This window comes from Faecalibacterium prausnitzii (assembly GCF_049532945.1).
Taxonomy (GTDB): Bacteria; Bacillota; Clostridia; order Oscillospirales; family Ruminococcaceae; genus Faecalibacterium; species Faecalibacterium prausnitzii_N.
Genome location: NZ_CP186691.1, coordinates 1,349,136 through 1,374,853 on the forward strand (window position 1 = coordinate 1,349,136; position 25,718 = coordinate 1,374,853).

22 protein-coding genes are annotated in these 25,718 nt (G+C 60.3%); 18 read left to right on the forward strand and 4 right to left on the reverse strand.

Annotated features, from left to right (window positions below):
- The first annotated feature begins 10 nt into the window (after nt 1–10).
- The 18 genes from ACNQFG_RS06770 (at nt 11) to ACNQFG_RS06855 (ending at nt 19,137) form a co-directional block, all read left to right on the forward strand.
- Complete coding sequence (locus ACNQFG_RS06770) at nt 11–2,260, forward strand: DNA gyrase subunit A (protein ID WP_423406406.1); 2,250 nt, start codon at nt 11–13, stop codon at nt 2,258–2,260.
- A gap of 13 nt (nt 2,261–2,273) precedes the next feature.
- A complete protein-coding gene (rlmH, locus tag ACNQFG_RS06775) occupies nt 2,274–2,759 on the forward strand; it encodes a 23S rRNA (pseudouridine(1915)-N(3))-methyltransferase RlmH (RefSeq protein ID WP_423406407.1) in 486 nt (161 codons plus the stop codon).
- A 156-nt stretch (nt 2,760–2,915) separates the two neighbouring features.
- Nucleotides 2,916–4,337, forward strand: coding sequence for a glycine--tRNA ligase (locus ACNQFG_RS06780; RefSeq protein ID WP_154256666.1), 1,422 nt, complete (start codon nt 2,916–2,918; stop codon nt 4,335–4,337).
- Between the two features lie 517 nt (nt 4,338–4,854).
- Nucleotides 4,855–6,096: an aminopeptidase gene (locus tag ACNQFG_RS06785; protein ID WP_423406408.1), complete on the forward strand. Its 1,242-nt coding sequence runs from the start codon at nt 4,855–4,857 to the stop codon at nt 6,094–6,096.
- 123 nt (nt 6,097–6,219) lie between these two features.
- Nucleotides 6,220–6,705: a ribosome maturation factor RimP gene (gene rimP, locus ACNQFG_RS06790; protein WP_423406409.1), complete on the forward strand. Its 486-nt coding sequence runs from the start codon at nt 6,220–6,222 to the stop codon at nt 6,703–6,705.
- A gap of 31 nt (nt 6,706–6,736) precedes the next feature.
- A complete protein-coding gene (gene nusA, locus ACNQFG_RS06795) occupies nt 6,737–7,843 on the forward strand; it encodes a transcription termination factor NusA (RefSeq protein ID WP_423406410.1) in 1,107 nt (368 codons plus the stop codon).
- 33 nt (nt 7,844–7,876) lie between these two features.
- On the forward strand, nt 7,877–8,176 hold the full coding sequence (gene rnpM, locus ACNQFG_RS06800) for an RNase P modulator RnpM (protein WP_005945403.1): 300 nt from the start codon (nt 7,877–7,879) through the stop codon (nt 8,174–8,176).
- Nucleotides 8,160–8,537, forward strand: a complete 378-nt coding sequence (locus ACNQFG_RS06805) for a L7Ae/L30e/S12e/Gadd45 family ribosomal protein (RefSeq protein ID WP_005945406.1) — start codon at nt 8,160–8,162, stop codon at nt 8,535–8,537. The genes rnpM and ACNQFG_RS06805 overlap by 17 nt, the downstream gene beginning before the upstream one ends.
- Nucleotides 8,534–10,993 carry a translation initiation factor IF-2 gene (gene infB / locus ACNQFG_RS06810; RefSeq protein ID WP_423406411.1) on the forward strand — a complete coding sequence of 820 codons (2,460 nt, stop codon included), beginning with the start codon at nt 8,534–8,536 and terminating at the stop codon, nt 10,991–10,993. The genes ACNQFG_RS06805 and infB overlap by 4 nt, the downstream gene beginning before the upstream one ends.
- Nucleotides 10,994–11,008: 15 nt before the next feature.
- Nucleotides 11,009–11,389, forward strand: a complete 381-nt coding sequence (gene rbfA / locus ACNQFG_RS06815; protein WP_423406412.1) for a 30S ribosome-binding factor RbfA — start codon at nt 11,009–11,011, stop codon at nt 11,387–11,389.
- Nucleotides 11,390–11,405: 16 nt separating this feature from the next.
- Nucleotides 11,406–12,395 (forward strand): DHH family phosphoesterase, encoded by a 990-nt coding sequence (locus tag ACNQFG_RS06820; protein ID WP_423406413.1) that lies wholly within the window; start codon nt 11,406–11,408, stop codon nt 12,393–12,395.
- Nucleotides 12,396–13,280, forward strand: a complete 885-nt coding sequence (truB, locus tag ACNQFG_RS06825; RefSeq protein ID WP_423406414.1) for a tRNA pseudouridine(55) synthase TruB — start codon at nt 12,396–12,398, stop codon at nt 13,278–13,280.
- Nucleotides 13,281–13,301: 21 nt separating this feature from the next.
- Entirely contained in the window at nt 13,302–14,225 is a 924-nt protein-coding gene (gene ribF / locus ACNQFG_RS06830; protein WP_423406558.1) for a riboflavin biosynthesis protein RibF, read from the forward strand.
- A 179-nt stretch (nt 14,226–14,404) separates the two neighbouring features.
- Complete coding sequence (gene rpsO / locus ACNQFG_RS06835) at nt 14,405–14,659, forward strand: 30S ribosomal protein S15 (RefSeq protein WP_005933138.1); 255 nt, start codon at nt 14,405–14,407, stop codon at nt 14,657–14,659.
- A 189-nt stretch (nt 14,660–14,848) separates the two neighbouring features.
- Entirely contained in the window at nt 14,849–16,993 is a 2,145-nt protein-coding gene (locus ACNQFG_RS06840; RefSeq protein WP_423406415.1) for a polyribonucleotide nucleotidyltransferase, read from the forward strand.
- A gap of 179 nt (nt 16,994–17,172) precedes the next feature.
- Nucleotides 17,173–17,553, forward strand: a complete 381-nt coding sequence (locus ACNQFG_RS06845) for a GntR family transcriptional regulator (protein WP_097792772.1) — start codon at nt 17,173–17,175, stop codon at nt 17,551–17,553.
- Complete coding sequence (locus ACNQFG_RS06850; RefSeq protein WP_423406416.1) at nt 17,546–18,274, forward strand: ABC transporter ATP-binding protein; 729 nt, start codon at nt 17,546–17,548, stop codon at nt 18,272–18,274. Before ACNQFG_RS06845 ends, ACNQFG_RS06850 begins: the two co-directional genes overlap by 8 nt.
- The gene (locus ACNQFG_RS06855) at nt 18,268–19,137 is read left to right on the forward strand and encodes a hypothetical protein (RefSeq protein WP_423406417.1); all 870 of its coding nucleotides are present in this window, start codon (nt 18,268–18,270) and stop codon (nt 19,135–19,137) included. Before ACNQFG_RS06850 ends, ACNQFG_RS06855 begins: the two co-directional genes overlap by 7 nt.
- Before the next feature lie 60 nt (nt 19,138–19,197).
- Here the strand turns inward: ACNQFG_RS06855 and ACNQFG_RS06860 are convergent, their stop codons facing one another.
- The 4 genes from ACNQFG_RS06860 to ACNQFG_RS06875 form a co-directional block, all read right to left on the reverse strand.
- Nucleotides 19,198–21,237 carry an ABC transporter substrate-binding protein gene (locus tag ACNQFG_RS06860; RefSeq protein ID WP_423406418.1) on the reverse strand — a complete coding sequence of 680 codons (2,040 nt, stop codon included), beginning with the start codon at nt 21,235–21,237 and terminating at the stop codon, nt 19,198–19,200.
- A 192-nt stretch (nt 21,238–21,429) separates the two neighbouring features.
- Nucleotides 21,430–22,683, reverse strand: coding sequence for a 4Fe-4S dicluster domain-containing protein (locus tag ACNQFG_RS06865; RefSeq protein WP_423406419.1), 1,254 nt, complete (start codon nt 22,681–22,683; stop codon nt 21,430–21,432).
- A 4-nt stretch (nt 22,684–22,687) separates the two neighbouring features.
- Complete coding sequence (tig, locus tag ACNQFG_RS06870) at nt 22,688–23,668, reverse strand: trigger factor (RefSeq protein WP_423406420.1); 981 nt, start codon at nt 23,666–23,668, stop codon at nt 22,688–22,690.
- A gap of 57 nt (nt 23,669–23,725) precedes the next feature.
- On the reverse strand, nt 23,726–25,651 hold the full coding sequence (locus ACNQFG_RS06875; RefSeq protein ID WP_423406421.1) for a hypothetical protein: 1,926 nt from the start codon (nt 25,649–25,651) through the stop codon (nt 23,726–23,728).
- Between the last annotated feature and the right edge of the window lie 67 nt (nt 25,652–25,718).

Here is a 25,718-nt window from a genome sequence, read left to right on the forward strand (position 1 = left end):
TAAAAGAAGAATGGCAAAACGAACAACAAAGAAAACACTCAAGCCGGTGCGCCCGCAGCTGGGCGACGGCGTTGAAATTTTAAATGCCGGCAGTGTGCTGGAGGACCCCATCACCCGCACGCTGGAAACCAACTATATGCCCTACGCCATGAGCGTCATCGTCAGCCGCGCGCTGCCAGAGATCGACGGCTTCAAACCGGCGCACCGCAAGCTGCTGTACACCATGTACGAGATGGGCCTGCTCAAGGGCGCACGCACCAAGTCTGCCAACATCGTGGGCAGCACCATGCACCTGAACCCCCACGGTGATGCCGCCATCTACGACACCATGGTGCGCATGGGCCGCGGCAACGAGAGCCTGCTGGTGCCCTTTGTGGACAGCAAGGGCAACTTCGGCAAGGCCTACAGCCGGGATATGTCCTGCGCTGCTGCCCGTTACACGGAGGCAAAGCTCGAGGGTGTGTGCGAGGAGCTGTTCCGGGATATCGACAAGGAGACCGTGGACTTTGTGCCCAACTACGACAGCACCACCACCGAGCCTACCTTGCTGCCGGTCACCTTCCCCACCATTCTGGCCAACAACACGCTGGGCATCGCGGTGGGCATGGCCTGCAACATCTGCTCGTTCAATCTGGCAGAGCTGTGCGCCACCACCGTGGCCCTGATGAAGGATGAAAAGCACGACATCTCCACCACCATGCCTGCCCCGGACTTCGTGGGCGGCGGCCAGATCTTGTACGATGAAGCGCAGATGCGTGAAATTTACGAGAACGGCCGCGGCAGCGTGAAGGTACGCGCCCGCTACAATGTGGTGCCGGGCGAGAACATGATCGAGGTCACCCAGATCCCGCCAACCACCACGGTGGAGGCCATCATGGATAAGATCGCGGAGCTGGTCAAGGCCGGCAAGGTCAAGGAGATCAGCGACATGCGTGACGAGACCGACCTGAACGGCCTGAAGCTGACACTGGACCTCAAGCGCGGCGTGGATGCCGACAAGCTGATGGCAAAGCTGTTTAAGGTTACCCCGCTGGAGGACAGTTTCAGCGCAAACTTCAACATTCTGGTGTCCGGCCAGCCCCGCGTGATGGGCGTGCGCGAAATTCTCAAGGAGTGGACGGCCTTCCGCGTGGAGTGCGTGCGCCGCCGCACCTACTACGACCTGCACGGCAAGGAAAAGCGCCTGCACCTGCTCAAGGGTCTTGCTGCTATCCTGCTGGACATTGACAAGGCAATCAAAATTATCCGCACCACCGAGGAAGAGACCGAAGTGGTGCCCAACCTGATGATCGGTTTTGGCATCGATGAAGTGCAGGCCGACTATGTGGCCGAGATCAAGCTGCGTCATTTGAACCGGGAATATATCCTCAAGCGCACCAGCGAGATCGAACAGCTGGAGAAGGACATTGCCGACCTGAACGATATCCTTGCAAAGCCCGCCCGCATTCGCCGCATCATCATCAATGAGCTGAACGATGTTGCCAAGAAGTACGGCCAGCCCCGCCGCAGCGAGATCCTGTACGATCTGCCTGAGGATGAGAACGGCTCCGAGGAGGAAGAAGCGCCGGATTACCCCGTGACGGTGTTCTTTACCCGCGAGGGCTACTTCAAAAAGATCCCGCCGCAGGGTCTGCGCACCGCCGGTGCCCACAAGCTGAAAGAAGGCGACGAGATCGTGCAGCAGATCGAGACCCGCAACAACGTGGAGGCGCTGTTCTTTACCGACCGCCAGCAGGTGTACAAGGTGCGTCTGGCAGAGCTGGAGGACGGCAAGGTGGCCCAGATGGGCATTTTCATCCCGGGCCGTCTGGGCATGGACGAGGGCGAGAACGTGCTCTCCATGGTGATCACCAGCGACTACAGCGGCTTTATGCTGTTCTTCTTTGCCAGCGGCAAGTGCGCGAAAATCCCCCTCAGCTCCTACGCCACCAAGCAGAACCGTCGCAAGCTGCTCAAGGCCTACTGCGACAAGGAACCGCTGGCAAAGCTCTTCTTCCTGCCGGAGGAGACCGAGCTTGCCATCCGCACCAGTGCCAGCCGGATGCTGCTGGTTGGCACGGCACAGATCGCCGCCAAGGCCACCCGCGACAGTCAGGGCGTGGCGGTGGTCACCCTGAAAAAGAACCAGACCATTGCTTCGGTGGTGCCGGCGGACACGCTGGAACTGGCGAACCCCCACCGCTACCGTGTGCGCAGCCTGCCCGCCACCGGTGCGCTGCTCCGCGCCGAGGACGAGGGCGAGCAGCTGACGCTTCTGTAAAGGAGACGACGTTATGCAAAACATCGACCTGATCTGTGTGGGCAAGCTGAATGCCAAATATTTCGCCGAGGGCGTGGCCGAGTACCAGAAGCGCCTTGCCGCCTTCGCGTCCTTCCGCATCATCGAGCTGCCGGAGGAAAAGATCGAGGAGAAAAACGCCTCGGATGCCGTGGTAAAAAAGGCACTGGACAAGGAGGGCAAGGCCATCCTGTCCAACGTGCGCAAGGGTGCTGCCATCGTGGCCATGTGCATCGAGGGCAGGCAGATCTCCTCCGACGAGCTGGCGCAGTTCCTTGCGGACCGCGCAAACAGTGGGGCAGGAGACGTGGCCTTTGTGATCGGCTCGTCCCGCGGGCTGGCCGAGGAGGTCAAGCGGGCGGCGGCGCTCAAGTTCAGCATGGGACGCATCACCATGCCCCACCAGCTGGCCCGCCTTGTGCTCACGGAACAGATCTACCGTGCCTGCACCATCAATGCAGGAATGAAATACCACAAGTGACGGCCCGCAGCGCCCGGCCCCCATATTTGGGGGCGCAAAGCATTGACGGAGCGGGCAAAACATGGTAGCATAAAGATATACGGCAGTGGGGAAAGCTGCCGGAACGATACAACAACGACACGGCAAACCAGCCGCGGACGGAAAGGATGTACTACAATGGAACAGAGCGAAAAGACCCTTGATATGATCGTCAATCTCTGCAAGAACCGTGGTTATGTGTTCCCCGGTTCCGAGATCTACGGCGGTCTGGCCAACAGCTGGGACTACGGCCCGCTGGGCGTCGAGTTCAAGAACAATGTCAAAAAGGCATGGCTGAAGAAATTCGTGCAGGAGAGCCCCTATAATGTGGGTCTGGATGCAGCCATCATCATGAACCCTCAGACCTGGGTGACCACCGGTCATGTGTCCAGCTTCTCGGATCCCCTGCTGGACTGCCGTGCCTGCAAGGCACGCCACCGCGCCGACAAGCTGATCGGCGAGGAGCACCCCGAGGTGAATGTGGATGCCATGAGCTTTGACGAGATGGATGCTTTCATCGCAGAGCATGAGGACATCGTGTGCCCGGTGTGCGGCAAGCATGACTTCACCCCCATCCGCAAGTTCAACCTGATGTTCAAGACTGCCATCGGCGTTACTGAGGACAGCTCTTCCACCTGCTATCTGCGTCCTGAGACCGCACAGGGCATCTTTGTCAACTTTGCCAACATCCAGCGCACCACCCGCCGCAAGCTGCCCTTCGGCGTGTGCCAGGTGGGCAAGGCTTTCCGCAACGAGATCACCCCGGGCAACTTCACCTTCCGCACCCGTGAGTTCGAGCAGATGGAGTGCGAGTTCTTCTGCAAGCCCGGCACCGATCTGAAATGGTTCGCTTACTGGAAGGACTATTGCGAGAACTGGCTGCTGAGCCTTGGCATCAAGAAGGAGCACCTGCGCCTGCGTGACCACGAGCCTGCAGAGCTGGCCTTCTACAGCCGCGCTACCACCGATATCGAGTACGCCTTCCCGTTCACCGACTGGGGTGAGCTGTGGGGCATCGCGGATCGTACCAACTACGACCTGACCCGCCATCAGGAAGCTTCCGGCAAGAGCCTGGAGTACTTCGACAGCGAGACCAACGAGCACTACATCCCCTACGTCATTGAGCCGTCTCTGGGCTGTGACCGTGTGGCTCTGGCTTTCCTGTGCGAAGCCTACGACGAGGAGCACCTGACCGACAGCAAGGGCAAGGAGGATATCCGCACCGTGCTGCATCTGCATCCGGCTCTGGCTCCCTACAAGTGCGCCGTGCTGCCCTTGAGCAAGAAGCTGGGCGAGAAGGCTATGGAGATCCGCAACGAGCTGAGCAAGTACTTTATGGTGGATTACGACGATACCGGTTCCATCGGCAAGCGTTACCGCCGCGAGGACGAGATCGGCACCCCGTACTGCATCACTGTGGACTTTGATACCGTGGGCGACGAGGCCAAGGGCATTGCCGCCGACAACTGCGTCACCGTCCGTGACCGCGATACCATGGAGCAGGTGCGTATGCCCATCTCCGAGCTGAAAGCTTATATCGAGAGCAAGATCGAGTTCTGATAAAAAGAGAAGCCCTTCCGTTTGCAGAAATGCAAATGGAAGGGCTTTTTGCGTTGAAAAAACGCGGAATGTCTGGTATACTGATATCCGAGAATGCTGCCCACATACGGCAGGCGGTCTTGCACCTTTCGGACTTGGCGTCAGGAAGGTCTGCATTGCTGCACCCCTGACGCTTTCTTGCGAAAGGGGGGATGATCCATGACGCTTTTAGAAACGTTGGCACTGCTTACGCTGCTTGCAACGGTAGGCTTTGGCATGTTCGATGTAGCTTGGAAAATCTTTGGCAACAAAAAATGACCGCCCCAAGTCTAGCACACTTAGCGGTCATTTTTGTATGACAGGTTGAAAGGTGCTGACCGTTTGCCGGGCAGCATTCTCTTTCTACCTGTAGTATAGCACAGCACCGCAGAAAATGCAACGCCATAAAAAGATTCTGGGTGGACATCTCCTCGGAAAAAAGGTATACTGGACACAAGATCAACTGTGTGCCGTTTTTGCACGGCGGAAAGGAACTTTAGTGGAAAACTTTGACGAACTGCTGAAAAAATATGCCGATTTCATCGTCCGGGTGGGGGTGAACCCACAGCCCGGACAGACCCTCATCATCAACTGCCCGCTGGAGGGCGCGCCGCTGGCGCGGCTGTGCGTGCGCAGTGCCTACGAAGCCGGTGCCCGGGATGTGCAGGTGAACTGGAACGACAATGCCGTTTCCCGCAGCCGCATGGAGCTGGGCAGCGAGGAGGCCCTGACCGACCTCAAGCCATGGCAGCTGCGCCGCTATCTTGACTATGCCGAAAGCGAGGGCGGCGTGTGTGTACTGCATCTCATCGCCGATGATCCGGAGGTCTACGCCGGGCTGGACAGCGCCAAGATCAGCCGGGTGAACGCCGCCAACCGGAAATTCATGGCTCCGTGGCAGGAGTACACCATGAACGACCGGGTGCAGTGGTCCATTGCTGCCATGCCGAGCGCGCCGTGGGCGAAGAAGATGTTCCCCGACCTCGATACCGATGCCGCCATCGAGAAGCTGTGGAAGCTGATCTTTGACGTGTGCCGGGTCACCGGCGGCGACCCGGTGGGCGAGTGGAAAGCACACCTCGACCGCCTGATGACCCTGCGCGACAAGATGAACGCCTTCGACCTCGAAAGCGTCCACTTCAAGAGCAGCAATGGCACGGACCTGACCGTGGGTCTGGCCGACAAGGCCAGCTGGGAAAGCGCCGCCAGCAAGAGCGAAAAGGGCGTGGTGTTCCTGCCCAACATCCCCACGGAGGAAGTGTTCACTGCGCCCCACAAGGACAGGGTAGAGGGCGTTGTCTACGGCACAAAGCCCTATGTGTTCAACGGCCAGCTCATCAAGGACTTCCATGTTACCTTCAAAGACGGCAAGGTCGTGGAGCATGGCGCTGAGGAGGGCGCTGACCTGCTGGGTCAGCTGCTGGACACCGATGAGGGTGCCCGCAGCATTGGCGAAGTGGCACTGGTGCCGGCAAGCAGCCCCATCAACCGCAGCGGCAAGCTGTTCTACAGCACGTTGTTTGACGAAAATGCCGCCTGCCACATCGCTTTTGGTGCCAGCTACCCCGGCACCACGGCCGACGGCACCCGCCTTTCCAAGGAGGAGCTGCTGGCCCGCGGCATGAACCAGTCCCGCCTGCATGAGGATGTGATGATCGGTGCAGAGGACAGCCATATCACCGGCAAATGCCGCGATGGCCGCACCGTGACCCTCTTCCAAAACGGTGTCTGGGCGCTGTAAGAGATTTTTCAACGAAATCTCTTGCATATTTTGCCGGAGTATGGTATATTCTATTTGTACGATATAACTTTTATGGAACGTGGGCCGCAAGGTCCGCGTTTCTTGTTTGTTTGGAGGTTTTTTATGGCGAAGCAGTCTGGCGGCAACACCGCCCAGAGAGTCGAAGCGCTTGTCCGCCCCACCGTGGAGGGCATGGGCCTGCGCCTGTGGGATGTGGTTTTTGAAAAGGAAGGTCCAGACTGGTATCTTCGCGTGCTCATCGACAAGGACGGCACCATGGATACCGACACCTGCGCGGATGTTTCCCATGCGCTGGACCCCATCCTTGACGAGGCAGACCCCATCGACCAGAGCTATTATCTGGAAGTGGGCAGCCCCGGCCTTGGCCGTAAGCTGACCCGCCCGGAACATTACGAGGCCGTCAAGGGGCAGAAGGTCAGCGTCAAGCTGTTCCGCGCCAACGAGAACGGCACCAAGGAGTTTTCCGGTATCCTGACAGGCCGCGAGGGCAGCACCATCACGGTCGAGACGGAGAAAGGCACCGTGAACTTTGAAGCGTCGGCCGCCAGCACCGTGCGTCTGTGCGACGACGAGGATCTGTTTGACTGAAAAAGAGAAAGAATTAGGAGGAACCCGAAAAATGGCAGCAGCGAACAATGAATTTTTTGAAGCTCTCTCCATGCTGGAGCACGAGCGCGGCATCACCGCAGAATACCTGATCGAAAAGATCAAGGCTGCGATCATCATTGCCGTCAAGAAGAACTATGAGGTCGAGGACGACAACGTCATGGTCGAGATCGACCCCGCCACCGGCAAGTTCAATGTGGCCCTGATCCAGGACGTTGTGGCCGACGAGGACTGGTACGACGAGCACTCTGAGATCGGCATTACCGAGGCACAGAAGATCCGCAAGAGTTACGAAGTGGGCGACCGCATCGTGACCCCCCTCAAGACCAAGGACTTCGGCCGCATTGCAGCCCAGACCGCAAAGCACGTGATCCGTCAGGGCATCCGCGAGGCTGAGCGCAGCCAGCAGCTGAGCGAGATCCAGTCCCGTGCACACGACATCGTGCAGGCCACCGTTACCCGCGTGGACCCGGAGAAGGGCATCGTTGCTCTGGATCTGGGCAAGGGCGGCGAGGCCATCCTGCCCCACAACGAGCAGGTGCCCGGCGAGGTGTACACCGAGGGCCAGACCCTGCAGGTCTACGTTGTGGACGTGGTCAGCACTGAGCGCGGCCCCCGCGTTATGATCAGCCGCACTCATCCCGGCCTTGTCAAGCGCCTGTTTGAGCTGGAAGTGCCCGAAATTTTTGACGGCACTGTGGAGGTCAAGGCCATCAGCCGCGAGGCCGGTGCCCGCACCAAGATGGCTGTTTGGAGCAAGGACCCCAACGTGAACCCTGTTTCCGCCTGCATCGGCGAGCACGGTGCCCGTGTAGCTGCTGTTGTGGAAAAGCTGGGCGGCGAAAAGATCGACATTGTGAAGTGGAGCGAGGATATCTCCGAGTTCATCTCCGCAGCACTCAGCCCGGCCAAGGTGGTCAAGGTGGAACTGCTGCCCGGCGAGACCCGTTCCTGCCGTGTGACCGTGCCCGACCAGCAGCTGAGCCTTGCCATTGGCAACAAGGGCCAGAACGCACGCCTGTGCGCACGCCTGACCGGCTACAACATTGATATCCGCCCCGAGAGCGGCTATTATGGCGAGGAAGAACCGAAGAAGGAAGCCGAGACCGACACCGAGTAATTCTGGCGCAGATGGCCAAAGGAGGGAAACCGGATGGCACAGAAAAAGATCCCTTCCCGCCAGTGCATCGGCTGCATGACCAGCCGCCCCAAAAAGGAGCTGGTGCGTGTGGTGCGTGCACCTAGCGGAGAGATCAGCATTGATCTGGTCGGCAAAAAGCCGGGCCGCGGCGCGTATCTCTGCCCGAACCCCGACTGCCTGACCAAGGCAAAAAAGAAAAAGGCGCTGGAGCGCTGCTTTGAGCAGCCGGTTCCCGCCGAAGTTTACGAGGCTCTGGCCGCACAGCTGGCCGAAGCCGCAAAGGAGGCAGCAGCAAATGGCAAAGAAGAATAACACCCCCGCAAAGCCCAAGCTGCCGCCGGAGGAAGCGCTGTTTCAGGCGCTGAGCCTGTGCCGCAAGGCGGGCGCACTGACCATGGGCTTTGATGCCGTGGAAGATGCCTGCGTCAAGAGCAAGGCATGGCTGGTGATGGTGGCAAGCGATGCCAGCGCCAAGACCGTGCAGCGCCTCGACTATTCTGTGGGCGATCTGGTGGATGTGATCACCATGCCGCTTACGCAGGATAAACTGGCCGATATCAGCCGCAAGCCTGTGGCTGTTTACGCGGTGACTGACCGCAACCTCGCAAAGCTCTGCTTTGACCGCCTGTCGGACTGCGGAGCAATCAAAAATGAGGAGGATATGACCGAATGATCGTAAAATATAAAGTGAGTGATTTTGCAAAGGACCTGAACCTTTCCGCCAAGAAGGTCCTGGATGAGCTGAACGCCATGGGCAGCACCGGCAAGAAGAACAGCTCCAATCTGGAAGAGAACGAGCTGAACTACCTGCTGGAAAAGTTCAGCAAGGATAACAGCGAGGCAGACCTGTCTGCCTACCTGAACAGCGCCCGGCAGCCGGCCCCGGAGAAGAAGGCCGAGCAGCCCAGAAAGGCCGAAAAGAAGGTAGAGCCCAAGGCTGAAAAGCCCGCAGCCCAGTCCGCGCAGCCTGCAAAGAAGGCAGAGCCTCAGAACAACCAGAACAGCCAGAACCAGAAGAACAAGAAGAACGAGCAGCACAAGAAGCGCGAGGAAAAGACCGTTTCTCTCAGCGAACTGGCTCGTGAGACCGGTGCCAAGGCATCCGCTGCTCCGGCACAGGCTGTGTCCGTGCGCCGCGAGGACAATCAGGTCACCGTGGATACCCGCACTGTGGATATGAACGTGGACCGCTTCGATGCCCGTTACGATGATCTGGCTTCCACCAAGAACACCGAGAACCGCCGCAAGCCCACCCCGCAGGGCAACAAGCAAAAGTTCACCCAGCGCGGTCAGCGCCAGCGCCAGCAGTTCCAGAAGGGCAAGCGCGAGACCGAGTTCGAGCGTCTGCAGCGCATCCAGCTGGAAAAGGCCCGCAGCGCACAGCTGAAGGTGATGATCCCCGACGAGATCACTGTGGGCGAGCTGGCTGCCCGCCTGAAGCAGCAGGCCGGCAAGGTCATTGCCAAGTTCATGCAGATGGGTGAGATGCACGCCATCAACGACGTGATCGATTTTGATACCGCTTCTCTGCTGGCAGAGGAGTTCCACGCAAAGGTCGAGCACGAGGTGCATGTGACCATCGAGGAGCGCCTGTTCACGCAGGAAGAGGATTCGCAGGAGGATCTGGTGGAGCGTCCCCCGGTGGTCTGCGTTATGGGCCACGTTGACCACGGCAAGACCAGTATTCTGGATGCCATCCGCAAGACCAACGTTACCGCAGGCGAGGCCGGCGGCATCACGCAGGCCATCGGTGCATATCAGGTCAAGGTCAACGACAGCCTCATCACCTTCCTGGATACCCCGGGCCATGAGGCATTCACCTCCATGCGTGCCCGCGGTGCCAACATGACCGATATTGCCGTTCTGGTGGTTGCTGCCGACGACGGCATCATGCCCCAGACCATCGAGTCCATCAACCACGCCAAGGCTGCAAATGTCAAGATTATCGTGGCAATGAACAAGATGGATAAGCCCACCGCAAACCCCGAGCGCGTGATGGAAGGCCTGACCAAGTACGGCATCATCACCGAGGACTGGGGCGGCGATGTGGCCTGCATCCCGGTGTCTGCCCTGACCGGCATGGGCATCAACGACCTGCTGGAGCGCATTGCTCTGGAAGCTGAGGTCATGGAGCTGAAGGCAAACCCCAACCGCCGCGCCAAGGGTGCGGTCGTCGAGGCCCGTCTGGACAAGGGCCAGGGCCCCATTGCCACCATTCTGGTGCAGAACGGCACCCTGCACTCCGGCGACGTCATCATTGCCGGTACCGCTGTGGGCCGCGTGCGCACCATGCGCAGCGACAAGGGCCAGCTGCTGAGCGATGCCGGCCCCTCTACCCCTGTGGAGATCACCGGCCTGACCGCTGTGCCCGAAGCAGGCGATCTGTTCGAGGCTGTTGAGGACGAACGTCTGGCCCGTGAGCTGGCCGAACAGCGCGTTGCTGCCGCCAAGGAAAAGCAGTTCTCCTCCTTCCAGAAGGTCACTCTGGATAACCTGTTCAGCCAGATGGCACAGAACGACATGAAGGAACTGGCCATCGTGGTCAAGGCCGATGTGCAGGGCTCTGCCGAGGCTGTGAAGCAGAGTCTGGAGAAGATCTCCAACGAAGAGGTGCGCGTGCGTGTCATCCATGCCGGTGTCGGTGCCATCAGCAAGTCCGACGTGGATCTGGCCGATGCCTCCAACGCCATCATCATCGGCTTCAACGTCCGCCCGGACAATGTGGCCAAGGAAGAAGCTGCTGCCACCAAGGTGGAAATGCGTATGTACCGCGTCATCTATGATGCCATCAACGATGTCACCGACGCTATGAAGGGCATGCTGGCTCCCAAGTTCCGCGAGGTGTCTCTGGGCGAGCTGCAGGTCCGTCAGGTGTACAAGATCTCCAATGTGGGCACCGTTGCAGGCTGCCGCGTGACCAGCGGCAAGATCACCCGCGACAGCCAGGTCCGTGTGGTCCGTGACGGCATCGTCATTGCCGAGGACGAGATCGCATCCCTGAAGCGCTTCAAGGATGATGCCAAGGAAGTGGCCGAGGGCTACGAGTGCGGCGTTACTCTGGCAAAGTTTGCCGACGTTAAGGAAGGCGACGTGTACGAAGCCTTCAAGATGGAAGAGTACCGCGACTAAATAAGGAGAAACCGAATGTCTCAGAAGAATATGGGCCGTCTGGCGCAGGATATGAAGCGCGAGATCATTGCCATCATCGGCAGGCTGAAGGACCCGCGTCTGGAGGGCGGCCTGCTCACCGTCACCCGTCTGGATGTGACCCCTGATCTGGATGTGGCCAAGGTGTATGTGAGCGTGATGGGCCGCGAGGACGGCCCAAAGCCCGCCATCGAGGCACTGAACCGCGCGGCAGGCCATGTGCGCACTGAAGTGAGCAAGAAAATGCACATCCGCAAGGCTCCCCGCTTCATCTTCGTAGAGGATGACGGTGCCGCCTATGCAGCCCACATCAACGAGCTGCTCCGCACGCTGAACGTGAACGGCGACAGCGAACAGCCGTCGCAGACCGAGGAATAAACAGCCTGCGGAAAGGATGGATCATGGAATGACAGAACAGTTGAATGTGCAGCAGATGGCCCAGCGCCTGATGACGGCGGACAACATTTTGATTCTGTGTCACAAAAACCCGGATGGCGATACCATTGGCTGCGGCAGCGCGCTGTACTACGCGCTCAGTGCGCTGGACAAAACAGCGGCGGTGCTCTGCTCTGACCCCATTCCCAACCGGTATGCGTTTACCAACCCGCGTCTGTACAAGGGCGAGTTCGAACCCCAGATCGTCGTGGCCGTGGACGTGGCAAGCCTCCAGCTCTTCGGCGAGAACAACGGGATGACGCAGTTCTCACGCCATGTGGACCTGTGCATCGACCACCACGCAGGCAACAGCGGCTATGCCGACTTCACCCTGCTCAATGGCAGCGCCGCAGCGGCGGCAGAGCTGCTGTACGAGGTGATCAACGCCATGGGCGTTGCCATTACGCCGCACATTGCAGACTGCCTTTACACCGGCCTTGCAACCGACACCGGCTGCTTCCGGTTCTCTTCCACCACGGCAAACACCCACATCGTGGCGGCCAAACTGATGGAAGCAGGGGCGCGGGTGGAAGAGCTGAACACCCTGCTGTTCGATACCAAGCCCCGTGAGCGCATGGAGGCCGAGCGCATTGCCCGCAACCATCTGGAATACTATCTGGATGGCCGGTGCGCGCTCATCTACCTCACCCGGGACGAGATCGAGCAGAGCGGGGTGGACCCGGCCGATCTGGAAGAACTGACCAGCCTGCCTGTGAGCATTGAGGGCGTAAAGGTGGGCCTGACTCTGCGGCAGCAGCCCGGCGGCAGCTATCGTATCAGTGTGCGCACCGCAAAGGGCGTGGACGCCTGCGCTATCGCCCGGCGTCTGGGCGGAGGCGGTCACAGCCGCGCTGCAGGCTGTGAGCTGCTGGGCAATCTGGAAAACACAAAAAATGCAATTCTGGCAGAGGTGGAAGCCGAGCTGGACGCACCGCAGGAGGAAGCATAAATGCAGGGCATCCTGATTGTTGACAAGCCCATGGACTGGACCAGCTTTGATGTGGTGGCAAAGCTGCGCGGCGTGCTGGGCACCCGCAAGCTGGGCCACAGCGGCACGCTGGACCCCATGGCCACCGGCGTGCTGCCGGTGTTCTGCGGCGGTGCCAGCAAGGCAGTGGACCTACAGCTGAACCACACCAAGGCCTACCGCGCCGTGCTGCGGCTGGGGGCCCGCACCGATACCGGCGACAGCACCGGCACTGTGCTGGAAACGGCTCCGGTCACGGCGGGCGAAGGGGAACTGCTGGCCGTGCTGCCGCAGTTCATTGGCCCGCAGATGCAGGTGCCGCCCATGTACTCGGCCATCAAGCTGAACGGTCAGCCGCTGTATAAAATGGCGCGGCAGGGCATCGAGGTGGAGCGGAAGGCCCGCCCCATCGAGATCCTGCACATCGAGTACGAGGGTAGCCCGGCAGAGAACGAATACACCCTGACGGTGCGCTGCTCCAAGGGCACCTATATCCGCACATTGCTGGAAGACATTGCCGCCGCCATGGGCCAGAAGGGCACCATGAGCGCACTGCGCCGGGTGGCCGCCGGTGTTTACACCGAGGCCGACGCCCACACGCTGGAGGAGATCCAGGCGGCAAAGGACGCAGGCCCTGCGGCACTGGAAGCGCTGATGCTGCCGGTGGAAAGCGTGTTTGAAAGCCTGCCGCTGCTGGTGGTGGAGCCTTGGGTGGAACAGCATTTGTACAACGGCTGCCCCACCAGCCGCTACCCCGCCGCCGACGGGCGCTACCGCGTCCGGAACGAGGCCGGGCAGTTTCTGGGCCTTGCCAACATCGTGGGCGGAGTGCTCCGAGTCGAAAAGCTCTTTGTGGAGCGAAACTAACACAAGAAGGAACAAAATTTGATGCAGATCTTATCCTCTCTTTCGCCGCTGGCGCTGGAACACGAGGGCGGCACCGCCGTCGCCATGGGCTTTTTTGACGGCATCCACATCGGCCACCGTGCGGTGATCGAAAGCGCCGTGCAGTGGGCCAAAGAACACGATGCCGCCCCGGCGGTGTTTACCTTCAAGCTGCCGATGGTGAATAAGATGAAGGGCAAGCGCCTGCTTTCCACAGCGGATAAGCATGCTCTGATCGCAAGCCTTGGCGTGGAGTATTACCTCACGCCGGACTTTGAGGAGATCCGCGCGATGACGCCGGAACAGTTCGTGTACGGCATCGTGCAGGACTGCCATGCAAGGGCACTGTTCTGCGGCGAGAACTTCACCTTCGGGGCAAAGGCAGCAGGCGACCCGGAGCTGCTGCGCACCCTCTGCGCTCCGTTGGGCGTGGAGGTGATCGTGGTGCCCATGGCGCAGTTTGAGGAAAAGCCGGTGTCTTCCACCCGCATCCGCACCGCGCTGGAAGGCGGCGACATCCCGGCAGCAAACGCCATGCTGGGGATGCCCTACGCCATCCGGTTCGAGGTGCAGCACGGTGCAGGTCTGGGCCACACGCTGGGGGTGCCCACCATCAACCAGCTGTATCCCGAGGGCTTTCAGCTGCCCCGCAGCGGCATCTATATCACCCGCACGAAGATCGGTGATGTCTGGTATCCTTCGGCCACCGGCCTTGGCAGCCGCCCTACCGTCAACGATGATGCCACCAAGGTGACCTGCGAGACCTTTATCCCGGGATTTTCCGGCGACCTCTACGGCACCGACCCGGTGGTGGAGTTCCACGCCTACCTCAGCCCCAGCAAAAAGTTTGATACGCTGGACGAGCTGAAAGCCTGCATCAACCATGCAGCCGAGCGGGCGCAGGCGTATTTCCGGGCAGAGGCCTGAGCGTGAGCCGGAAAAGAAAGCACAGAATGGAGAATTTTTTCTTGCTTTTTACGTTGGTTTCTGTTATACTAGCCTTGTTACCGCAGCACGGGGCTGGGAGTATGCCCATTTTTGGGAGTACCGTTTTTCCCGCATTCTGTGCCGACGGCAAATAAAATTTTATAAAGAGGTATGTAACTATGAACAAGCAGGAAGTTATGGCCAAAGTCGCTCTGACCGAGAAGGACACTGGCTCTCCCGAAGTGCAGGTCGCTCTGCTGACCGCTCACATCAACGAGCTGAACGAGCACCTGAAGAAGAACCCGAACGATCACCACAGCCGCCGCGGCCTGATGAAGATGGTTGGCCGCCGCCGCAATCTGCTGGCTTATCTCCAGAAGAAGGACATCGAGCGTTACCGTGCTCTGATCGCAACTCTGGGTCTGCGTAAGTAATTTAAACAGAGGGCAGGTACCGCAAAGGTGCCTGCCTTTTGCTTTTATGTACAAAATGGCGGCGGCAGCGTATTGCAGCAGTAAATCGAACGCCTGTGCCCCGGGTACGGACGCTGGATTTATTGCTATGATGCGCGCGCCACGGCCTTTTTGGATAGAAAAATCCGGAAAAACAAGGAGGCAAAAACAATGGCAATTGAATTTGGTTCCCGCAGAGAGACCTTTGAGAATTTCAAGGTCTACGAAACCATGCTGGCAGGCCGCCCGTTCAAGGTCGAGATGGGCAAGATGTGCGGCCTGTCCAACGCCAGCGCCATGATCCGCTACGGCGAGACCTGCGTTCTGTGCAATGTGGTCATGAGCCCCAAACCCCGCGAAGGCGTGGATTTCTTCCCGCTGAACGTGGAGTATGAGGAAAAGCTCTACGCCGCAGGCCGCATCCCCGGCAGCTTTATGCGCCGTGAGGGCCGCCCCGGTGAGCGCGCCATCCTGACCAGCCGTGTGGTGGACCGCCCCATGCGCCCGCTGTTCCCCAAGGAAATGCGCAACGACGTGTGCATCACCATGACCGTCATGAGTCTGGACCCCGACTGCAGCCCTGAGATCGCCGGTATGATCGGTGCTTCTCTGGTCACTGCCGTGTCCGACATCCCGTGGAACGGCCCCATCGGCGGCGTGCAGGTGGGTCTGGTGGACGGCGAGATCGTGCTGAACCCCACGCAGGAACAGCGCAAGGTGAGCGACCTTGCCCTGACCGTTGCCGCCACCATGGATAAGATCGTCATGATCGAGGCCGGTGCCAACGAGGTGGACGAGGACACCATGCTGAACGCCATCAAGGCCGCTCACGTGGAGATCAAAAAGACCATTGAGTTCATCAACCGCATCGTGGCCGAGCGCGGTAAGCCGAAGATCGATTTTCAGGTGGTGGGTCTGGATATGGACGTGTTCCACGCCATCCAGAACAAGTATCTGGACGACTTCAAGGCCGCTATGGACACCGACGACAAGAATGTGCGCGATGCCGCTCTGCTGCCCATCATGGACAAGATCGCCGAGGAGTACCCCGATCTGACCGCTGCAGACCTTGATCTGGTCAGCTACAAGATGCAGAAGTTCGTGGTGCGCCGCTGGCTGCTGGACGAGGGCAAGCGCGTGGACGGCCGCGGCATCAACGAGATCCGCCCGCTGGCTGCCGAAGTGGGCATCCTGCCCCGCGTGCACGGCTCCGGCATGTTCACCCGCGGCCAGACGCAGGTGCTGACCACCTGCACTCTGGGCGGCACCAAGGACAACCAGCTCATGGACGACCTGACCGATGAGCAGACCAAGCGCTATATCCATCACTACAACTTCCCGCCGTACTCTGTGGGCGAGGCCCGCGCACCGCGCAGCCCCGGCCGCCGCGAGATCGGCCATGGCGCATTGGCAGAGCGTGCTCTGGTGCCCGTGCTGCCCTCTCTGGAAGAGTTCCCCTACACCATCCGCTGCGTGTCTGAGGTGCTCTCCTCCAACGGTTCCACCTCTCAGGCATCCATCTGCGGCTCTACGCTGGCCCTGATGGATGCAGGCGTGCCCATCAAGGCACCCGTTGCCGGCATTTCCTGTGGTCTGATCACCGAGGGCGACCGCTGGATGACCATGCTGGACATTCAGGGCGTGGAGGACTTCCACGGCGATATGGACTTCAAGGTGGGCGGCACCCGCAAGGGCATCACTGCCATCCAGATGGACATCAAGATCGATGGCCTGACCTACGACATCATTGCTGAGGCTTTCGAGAAGTGCCGCAAGGGCCGCCTGTATATTCTGGACGAGATCATCAAGCCGGTGATCGCAGAGCCCCGCCACGAGCTGAGCCGCTACGCACCCAAGATGTTCAGCATGATGATCCCCACCGATAAGATCAAGGACGTGATCGGTAAGGGCGGCAAGGTCATTCAGGACATCTGCGCTACCTGCAACTGCAAGATCGACGTGCAGGAGGACGGCCATGTGTTCGTCTCTGCTGTGGATCAGGAGGACGCAAAGCGCGCCATCTTTACCATCAAGACCATTGTGGAGGACCCCGAGATCGGTGCCATCTACAAGGGCAAAGTGACCCGCCTGATGAACTTTGGTGCCTTCGTTGAGATCGCACCGGGCAAGGAAGGTCTGGTGCACATCTCCAAGCTGGACACCAAGCGTGTGGAGCGCGTGGAGGATGTGGTGGCCGTGGGTGATGCCATCGTGGTCAAGGTGACCGACATCGACCAGCAGGGCCGTATCAACCTGAGCCGCCGCGATGCCATTCTGGCGCTGGAAGCCAAGCGCGCCGCACAGGAGCAGGGCTGATTCGCGCTGAATCGTAAAGAACCAAAGCCCCCGAAGGGAATCGAACGCAAAAGCGTTCGGCCTCTTCGGGGCTTTTTTTCGTTTTGAATGAAGAAAATGCAGAAACCCCCTTGACAAAAAACCGAAATTGTATATTATTGTATTAAGCGCTTAACACAACAACACAAGGAGAGAAGACCATGAGCGAACAGTTTGATTCCAGCCGGCCGATCTATGCCCAGCTGGTGGAACGGCTCAAAGCCAGGATTCTGGCGGGCACCTACCAGCCCGGCGGGCACCTCGACTCGGTGCGGGACCTTGCCGCAGCGGCAGGGGTCAACCCCAACACGATGCAGCGGGCGCTGGCCCAGCTGGAAGCCGAGGGCCTGGTCCGCACCGAGCGGACGAGCGGCCGGTTTGTAACGGAGGATACCGATTTGATCGAACAACTGCGGGCGTCTGCGGCCCGGAACATCGCAGCAGATTTTTTGGAAAAAATGCGCAGCATCGGCTATACGCCCCAGCAGGCGGCAGAGCTGCTGCGCAGCTGGAATGAAACGGAGGGAAAACAGCATGAGTAAGATCCTGACCTGTGAACATCTGACCAAGGCCTACGGGAAAGAGAAGACCGCCCTGAACGGCATCGATCTGAACCTTGATTTTGGCCGCATCGTGGGGCTGCTTGGCCCCAACGGCAGCGGCAAGACCACCCTCATCAAGCTGGCGAACGGTCTGCTGCAGCCCACCGAGGGCGTGGTGAAGATCGCGGGCATGATCCCCGGCCCGGAGACGAAGGAGATCGTCTCCTACCTGCCGGATGCCGATTGGCTCCCCGACTGGATGCGGGTGGAAGAGCTGGTGAACATGTTCCGGGATTTCTACGGGACGCCCTGCGAAGCCAAAGCGTACATCGGGTTCGATGCCGCCAAAGCCAACGAGATGCTGGCCCGGCTGAACATCGACCCCAAGGCGCGGCTCAAGACCCTCTCCAAGGGCAGCAAGGAAAAGGTGCAGCTGATCCTGGCCATGAGCCGCGCCGCAAAGCTCTACCTGCTGGATGAGCCCATTGGCGGCGTGGACCCTGCCGCCCGGGACTATATCCTGAACACGATCATTTCCAACTACAGCAAGGACGCAACGGTCGTCATCTCCACTCATCTCATCGAGGACATCGAGCCGGTGCTGGACGAGGCCGTGTTCCTGAAGGACGGCAAAATCTTTGCCCACCGCGCCGTGGACGACATCCGCGAGACCGAGGGTATGAGCGTGGATGCATATTTCCGGGAGGTATTCAAATGCTGAAACAGCTGTTAAAATATGAATTCAAGGCCACCAAAAGCCTGTACTTCGGGCTGTATCTGGCGCTGGCGCTGCTGAGCGTGGTGCTGGGCGTTTCGTTCCGGCAGGAAAATGCATGGGCCGACAATACGAATTTCGGGCGGCTCGAAGTCATTCTGATGGTCCTCTATCTCTCTGTCATCTTCGCCATTGCGGTGCTCTGCTTTGTCAGCACGGTCCAGCGCTTTTATAAAAATCTGCTGTGGCGTGAAGGCTACCTGATGCACACCCTGCCGGTGACGGAAAGCCAGCTCATCCTTTCCAAGCTGATCTCCAGCGTGGTGTGGATGCTTTGCAGCGGCCTGGTGGGCATCGTCTGCATCACGGTCATGGTTGCTGTCGGCGTGTTCGACCCGGAGACCTTCGGCATGGTGGACTGGGACAGCTGGAAGCAGCTGTGGGGGATGCTGTATGGGGAACTGGGCGCGAAGTTCTGGCTGGTGACGTTCTGGACCATCCTCATCAATCTGGCCCGGCTGGCCGACCTCATCCTCTGCGTTTACGCCGCCTGCATGATCGCCCATCCATTCCAGAAGTATAGGATGGTCTCCGGCATCCTCGCCTTTATCGGCCTGAACGTTGTGGAGAACCAGATCGACAAGCTGCTGGGCACGAACCACGTGAACCTGTTCATGGACATTACCTATCGGGTGGCCGATGTGGACGTGACCGGTGTGACCTATGGAATGACCCCGATGCAGACCATGACCACAGCGTTCGGGGCCGTCTCCGGCTACCTGTTCTGCTTTGTTGTGACCTCGGCCTTCGCGGCAGCCTACTTCTGCCTGACCCGCTGGCTGATGAAGCATAAACTGAATCTCGAATGATGGACAACAAAAATGGCTTCCGGCAGTTGCCGGAAGCCATTTTTTGTCAGGTGTTAAAGATCAGCGGGCGTCGCGGTTGGCCTCGTACTCCTCCATGGAGACGTAGTGGTCCAGCACATGGATGCCCTTCAGGCGCTTGTTGGAGAAGCCGATGGAAGCGTACTGGCCCTCCCAGTAGTTCAGGCGGGTGGCCAGATAGGCGGGCACGCTCATGCCGCGCGGGATGACCAGCGCGTTGTTGATGAGCAGGGCCTCGGCATCGGCGAAGGCCTTGTAGCGGGCGTCGATGTCATCGGTGATCTGCTTGGCAGCCTCGATGGCGGTCATATACTGCATGATGGTGTCCGCAGTATCGCCGGTGATGAAGCCGTCCTCCACGCCGGTGCGCAGATACGCATAGCGCATTCCGCGGGAATCCTCGGCCTGATAGAACGGGTCGGTCTCGGTCTCGGGGTCGGAGTAATCGGCACCCCAGTTGCAGAGCAGGAACTCGAATTTGCCGTTGCGGCGGACGGCGGACAGGAAGCTGTCCGCAGGGCCTTCGGTGATGATGACATCAATAAAGTCGAAGCCGTCGTTCAGCACAGCTTCCACCTGCTGCTTGAACACCTGACACTGCTTGTCCCAGTCGGTGGAAGAGGGGTTGTAGGGCAGCTGCACCTTGATGGGGAAGGTGACACCGGCGGCGGTCAGCTCTTCCACGGCGGCATCACGGTACTCTTTGGCCTTGGCCTCATCGAAGAACTCGGTGATGTTGGCCAGGTCGCCGCACTGGGTGTAGTCCACACCGGCAGTGGTGGCGCAGAAGTTCGGGGGCGTGATGGTGTTCAGCTTGTAGCCGTCATAGCCTTCCGGGGCAGAAACAGCCAGCGTGACGGCGTTGTTGATGCCGTACAGGAAAGCCCTGCGGAAGTTGGTGGAGTTGATGGCCTTGGCCCAATTGTCCGGCTCATACTCGGCGTCCACACCCTCGACGCTCCAGTTGGAGAACTCGTGGGCGTAGGGCATGAAGTTGAACATGTAGAAGTAGGTGTAGTTGGTGTTGGGGCGCTCCATGGAAACCATGTCCTTGGTGGTGTCGTCGGCCAGCCAGCTGTCCAGAATGTCGGAGCTGATGGTAGCCTGATCGATCTCGCCGCGCTTGACCATCTCCGGGCCGTTGACGGCGGCTTCGGCGTTGTAGATGCGGCTGATGGTCTCGATGAAGACGTTGTCGGCATCGTAGTTTTCGGGGTTCTTCTTCATGATCCAGGTCTCCAGAGACTCGTAATCCGCCAGATAGAACGCGCCGCAGCTGTACATGGTCTCGGCAGAGGTGGCGTACTGGTCGCCCAGCTCGTCCAGCAGCGGGCCGTAGGCAGGCTCGTAGGGAGCGTAGCTCAACAGGCTGAGGAAGCCGGGAAAGTCGAAGTTCAACGTGTAGGTCAGGGTGTGGTCGTCCACAGCCTTCACGCCCACGGTGTCGAAGTCCAGCGGCTCATAAGTGCTGGCGGTGCCGTCCGGGGCGGTCACGGTGACCAGACCGCTGGCGTCGGCAGTGTAGGTGGTGCCGTCGTCGTCCACAACGCCGGTGTTGGCGTTGTTCAGGTAGACGTAGTAGTTGTAGTAGTCATCGGCACCGGCGATGTAGGCGGTGACCAGACCGACGTTGGAGGAAGCGTAGTCCGGGTTCAGCACATAGGCCAGCGCATCCACAAAGTCCTGCGCGGTCACAGGGCCAAGCACCTCGCCGTTGCAGTCCACCCAGTTCTCATCCCGCAGGTGGAACGTCCAGGTCAGGCTGTCGGCATCCCACTCCCAGCTGGTGGCCAGACCTTCGCGCATGACGCCCTTGTTGTCGTACTCGACCAGCGTATCCACGCAGTTGGCACCCACGACCATTTCCAGGTCGGTGGCGGTGGTCAGGTAGTTCAGGGTGGCCGGCTGGCTGGAGTACAGGATGGTGTACTTGGAGGTGTCCACCGTGCCGGAAGCCGCGCTGCCGGTGCTGCCGGCAGAGGAGCTGCCGCCGCAGCTGGTCAGCAGACCGGCTGCACATGCGCCTGCGGCTGCCAGACCGCTGGCTTTGAGGAACTGGCGGCGAGAAATCGAATGATCCATGATAAAATCCCTCTTTCTTCGTATTTCGTGTTTTTGTGTGCGCCAGCGGCTGGGGTGCACTGTTTCCCATCAGCGGGGAATTGCAAAAAAGGCGCAACAGAATCCTTCCGTTACGCCTTTGTAACAGTCCCTCCCGACCACAGCCGTGTGGTTACAAAAAGTATAGCATCCTTTCGGGCGGACGTCAATTCTTTAATTCATTTTGGTTTCGGCAGCGGGCGCTTCCGGCACAGCGGCGGCGGGGGCCGTTTCTGCGGCTGCGGCAGCCGACTCGGCCTGGACTTCCGCCGACAGTGCCTTGGCGGCTTCCTCGGCGGCGCGCTTGGCCTCACGCTCGGCCTGGCGCTCCTTGGCCTTGGCCACGGCTTCTTCCTGCCGCTTTTTGGTGCGGGCCTTGATGCGGCAGACCGAGCAGATGCCGTCCTTGCAGGTGGGGGCGATGGGCTTGCCGCATTCCTTGCACAGGGTCTTGGTGCATTTGTGTACACTTACCGGGCCAAGGGTGGTGAGCTGGCGCAGCTTCAGCCCGTCCAGACCGCCGTTGGAGCAGGAGGCCACGCACACCTCGCACTCGCTGCACTTCCACGGCGTGATGACGATGCGGGTCTGGCCGTCGGGCAGGTCCTCCAGCTTCAGCGCACCGGCGCGGCAGGCCTTTTCGCACTTGCCGCAGCCAAAGCATTTATCGGTAAAGTTGGGCAGGTAGTAGCCGTACTTCAGCGGCGTTTCCATGGATGCCTTCAGCTGCTTTGTGCGCTGGTGCAGCAAAAGGCGGAAATCCACCGCGCTCTGGTCATCGTCCCGCAGGCCGGGCAGCATCCGGAGCAGCTGCTTCGTGCCCGCCTTGGAGCCGGCCGTCACCTGCTCCATCATCTCGCGGCGGGAGTATTCCTTGCTGTGGAAGGGGGCCGCATCCTGCTCGTAGGCCAGAGTGAACCGTGCCTCGAACATGGGCTGGCCAAAGAAATCCACAAGCCTTGTCAGCTCCTTGCGCAGCTGGGCGGCGCACAGGTCGTTCTCACATTCACCGCAGGGGGTCAGGTCCAGCACGATCTTTTTGTTCAGGGCAAGGTAGGCCAGCGCTTCCCACGAGAGGGCCGATACGCAGGCCCGGACGAGGGTGTTCTTGCGGGTGCTCTTCTCGCAGCCGATCCAGATGGTGTCATTGTCGCTGTCAGCGGGGGCCGTATCCCGCTGCACCTGCTCCGGCGAAGGGATGATGCAGCCGCTGCGGCAGGCAGAGACACACAGGCCGCACTCGGTACAGGGGTCCCAGTCCTTCACAAGGTTCGGGCGGGTAAAGATCGCATCCCCAAAGGGGCAGATGTCCTTGCAGGCCGTGCAGGGGGTGCGGTGCGGGTGCAGGTTCCAGCACTGGCGGCGGTTGATCTCGGGATGGGTAGTTTTCATCAGCGCATCCATGGCGTAGCGCGTAAAGAAACTCATCGAATCACTCCTTATCCGGGTCCATGACCGAAGTCACGACGGCATTGTCCAGCAAAAAGCGCTGGACCTTCTGGGCAGCCAGAGCAGCGGCCACGGTCTCCGGGGCCAGCACACGGCGGATGTCGGCTTCGGGGGTGTCCTGCTGCACGGAGAGGCGGCGGTATTCGGCGTTGACCTCTTCGGGCCGGACGGTGATGTTCTCGGCCTCTGCGATGGCGCGGGCCGCGTACATGGTGCGGATCTTCCGCTCAGCGTCGGCGCGGTAGCCTGCCCGCAGGGCCTCGGCGGTGGTGCGGCTGTTCTTGCAGTGCTGCTCCATGCTGATGCCGCTGCGGCTCAGGCGCTGGCTCAGCAGCTTCATCTCGTTGTCGGCGGTGCGGTCGAGCACGGCCTCCGGTACGGTGACGGTCAGGTTGGCACCGGCCATCTCCAGCAGCTTCTGCCCGGCGGCGCGGTCGGCACCGTCTTCGTGGATCTTCTGCTTTTTGGCGCGGACGGCCTCCCGCATGGCGGCGAGGGACGCATAACCGGCAGACTGTGCGAACTCCTCGGTCAGCTCCGGGGTGGTCTTCTCGGCCACAGAGTGGAGCGTGATCTCGAACTGCGCCGTCTTGCCGGAAAGCTCCGGCACCCGGAACTCGGCGGGATAGGTAAAATCGAATCGGAAGGTCTCACCGGCCTTGTGGCCATAGATGGCCTGCTCAGCGGCAGGCATCAGCTTGCCGTCGCCCAGCACGACCATGACCTTCTCCATCCGGCTGTCGGGGATCTCCTTGCCGTCCATGAAACCGGCGAAATCCAGCAGCACCCGGCTGCCGCGCTTCGCGGCCTCGGTGGAGTTGTGGTAGGTGGCGCGCATCCGGGTCTGGTGGACCATCTCGATGTCCAGCGTCTTCTCGGAAATGCCGCGCACATGGCGGGTGACGGCCAGCCCTTTATACGGTCCGAGCTTTACTTCAGGGAAATTGTTCTGCTGATTTTCCATTTTGCAATACTCCTTCTGACGATAGAACGTTTATTCAAAAAATGGGAGGGTGCGGTGTTATAACCCGTGGGCGGCAAGCCAGCTCTCGGCGACCTGCGAGAACATTTCGGGGTATTGGGCATTTTCGGCGTCGAAGACGTGGAGGTAGGTCTCCACTTCGGCACGGGTGGGGGCGGCGACCCGCTCCCAGATGGTGAAGGTGTAGCCGTTGCCCATATCGAATGTGGCGGCAAGGGTGTGGGTGCCATCCCGCAGCTCGGCGAATTTGGCGTTCAGCTTGTGGCCCAGCTCCGTGTCCGATGCGTAGGACAGGGGGTAGGGGTCAACGGTGACGACATACTTTGCCTCAAAGAAGCTCATGGGGAAGTTGTGGGTGCCCGGCACCGAGAAGCTGTCCGGCAGTTTGCCGTCCAGCGGCTGCTCCGGCAGCAGGCAGTTGCGCAGATGGCCGGGGTTGTAGAGCATGTCGTCGGTGATCATGTACGCGGTCTCGCCGTCGCCGAGGTGGACGCTGAGCCACTCGGTCACAGTCTGCAGCTGGCTCAGGTCCCTGCGGTCGCAGGTCAGGCCGTCGAGCCGGACAAAGTCTGCGGTGCTCTTGAGCGGAAAGCGATCGATGAGAAAATCGGGCAGGGCCACCACCGTCAGCGGCGAGCAGCGCACGGACACCGCAAACACCAGCGTGAACGCCCAGTAGCCCAGCTTGAGGGCCTTGCGGCGCTCGATGCCCTCCGCCAGCGCCGCAGCGCCTGCCAGAAAGAGCAGGAAGTAGGCGGGGAGGAAGAGGAGCATCTGGTGGGAGCCGGTGTTCTGTACCCGCGTGAAGAGCACGAGGCTGACCGCCAGCTCACAGGCACCCAGCGCGGGCAGGGCGAACCGCTTGCGGCGGAAGGCATCTGCGATGCCCAGCCCGATGAGGATGAAGTTTAGCAGGCCGATGCGGAGGATGTGGTAGTAAAGCTCGGTGGCCATGCCGCCGAAGTTGTAGTAAGAGTAGCGCCCGGCGTAGTCAAAGGCCAGAATCTTGCGGACCATGGGCCAGAGCAGGGCGACCATTGCGGCCAGGGCGCAGAGGCCGAAGGCGATGAGGTTGCGCACCCGGCGGACGGCCAGCGCTTTGTTGGTCCTGGCGAGCTTTGCGCTGCTGATCAGAAGCAGCAGTGCGTAGGAAAAGTAGTAGCCGACCACGAAGTAGAGATACCACCGGCGGGTCAGAATGACCGCTGCCGTGGCCAGAAAGAGGAGGGCGAACCGGCCCGGCTCCAGCTGTTCAAAGCGGTAGTCCAGCGTCAGCACCAGGATGGCGAAGGCGAAGATGAGGCCGAACCAGTCCGGCTGGGCCAGCATCGCGCTCATCCGCAGAAACGGGAAGGTGAGCAGCCACGAAAAGCCGATGAGGAAATACCAGAACCGGTTCTTTACCCGTAGCATCCGGCCCACCTTGACCGTCAGGCCCGCCAGCAGCACCAGCAGGCTGGGCAGTACGCTGAATACCTGACAGAATGCGTAGTCGTCGCCGGTCTTGCCGCTCAGGCAGAACGGAAACTCGGTGAACAGGGTGATGAAATTCGTATAGTCCTCTGCGAAGGAGCCGAAGATGTATGCGAAGCCCGCCGCCGGGCCGGCAGCAAAGGCCGCCTCGGCGCTGTACTGCTTGACGAGGTAGTTGGCGTAGTCCCAGGCGTAGACGAAATCGCGCCGCCCCAGCGCCCAGTAGAAATAGAGCACCGCCGCCGCCCAGCAGCCCACAAGGACGGCCCGGTGGAAGAAGTCCAGCGTAACGCCGGACACCCGCAACACCCACAGCACCCCGTAGAACAGCGCACAGCTGCACCACAGGCTCACCAGCGGGAAGAATGCCGCCCCGGTGGGGAAGAGCAGCCCGACGGCTGCCAGGACCAGTACCCCGATGCCGAGCGCGGCCCCCGCTTTGCCCCAGGGGATGAGGCCGCGTTTCAGCAGGGACGAACGTGTTTGTTCCATAACACAAAACCTTTCACAAAACCTGATATTTCATGTTACAGTATAACGGTTCTGCCCGGCGCTGGCA

Bases quoted from the DNA above. Each gene is read 5' to 3' on its own strand.
- ACNQFG_RS06770 (WP_423406406.1), top strand. From the start codon at position 11: ATGGCAAAACGAACAACAAAGAAAACACTCAAGCCGGTGCGCCCGCAG.
- rlmH (WP_423406407.1), top strand. From the start codon at position 2,274: ATGCAAAACATCGACCTGATCTGTGTGGGCAAGCTGAATGCCAAATAT.
- ACNQFG_RS06780 (WP_154256666.1), top strand. From the start codon at position 2,916: ATGGAACAGAGCGAAAAGACCCTTGATATGATCGTCAATCTCTGCAAG.
- rimP (WP_423406409.1), top strand. From the start codon at position 6,220: ATGGCGAAGCAGTCTGGCGGCAACACCGCCCAGAGAGTCGAAGCGCTT.
- nusA (WP_423406410.1), top strand. From the start codon at position 6,737: ATGGCAGCAGCGAACAATGAATTTTTTGAAGCTCTCTCCATGCTGGAG.
- rnpM (WP_005945403.1), top strand. From the start codon at position 7,877: ATGGCACAGAAAAAGATCCCTTCCCGCCAGTGCATCGGCTGCATGACC.
- ACNQFG_RS06805 (WP_005945406.1), top strand. From the start codon at position 8,160: ATGGCAAAGAAGAATAACACCCCCGCAAAGCCCAAGCTGCCGCCGGAG.
- infB (WP_423406411.1), top strand. From the start codon at position 8,534: ATGATCGTAAAATATAAAGTGAGTGATTTTGCAAAGGACCTGAACCTT.
- rbfA (WP_423406412.1), top strand. From the start codon at position 11,009: ATGTCTCAGAAGAATATGGGCCGTCTGGCGCAGGATATGAAGCGCGAG.
- ACNQFG_RS06820 (WP_423406413.1), top strand. From the start codon at position 11,406: ATGGATCATGGAATGACAGAACAGTTGAATGTGCAGCAGATGGCCCAG.
- truB (WP_423406414.1), top strand. From the start codon at position 12,396: ATGCAGGGCATCCTGATTGTTGACAAGCCCATGGACTGGACCAGCTTT.
- ribF (WP_423406558.1), top strand. From the start codon at position 13,302: ATGCAGATCTTATCCTCTCTTTCGCCGCTGGCGCTGGAACACGAGGGC.
- rpsO (WP_005933138.1), top strand. From the start codon at position 14,405: ATGAACAAGCAGGAAGTTATGGCCAAAGTCGCTCTGACCGAGAAGGAC.
- ACNQFG_RS06840 (WP_423406415.1), top strand. From the start codon at position 14,849: ATGGCAATTGAATTTGGTTCCCGCAGAGAGACCTTTGAGAATTTCAAG.
- ACNQFG_RS06845 (WP_097792772.1), top strand. From the start codon at position 17,173: ATGAGCGAACAGTTTGATTCCAGCCGGCCGATCTATGCCCAGCTGGTG.
- ACNQFG_RS06850 (WP_423406416.1), top strand. From the start codon at position 17,546: ATGAGTAAGATCCTGACCTGTGAACATCTGACCAAGGCCTACGGGAAA.
- ACNQFG_RS06855 (WP_423406417.1), top strand. From the start codon at position 18,268: ATGCTGAAACAGCTGTTAAAATATGAATTCAAGGCCACCAAAAGCCTG.
- ACNQFG_RS06860 (WP_423406418.1), bottom strand. From the start codon at position 21,237: ATGGATCATTCGATTTCTCGCCGCCAGTTCCTCAAAGCCAGCGGTCTG.
- ACNQFG_RS06865 (WP_423406419.1), bottom strand. From the start codon at position 22,683: ATGAGTTTCTTTACGCGCTACGCCATGGATGCGCTGATGAAAACTACC.
- tig (WP_423406420.1), bottom strand. From the start codon at position 23,668: ATGGAAAATCAGCAGAACAATTTCCCTGAAGTAAAGCTCGGACCGTAT.
- ACNQFG_RS06875 (WP_423406421.1), bottom strand. From the start codon at position 25,651: ATGGAACAAACACGTTCGTCCCTGCTGAAACGCGGCCTCATCCCCTGG.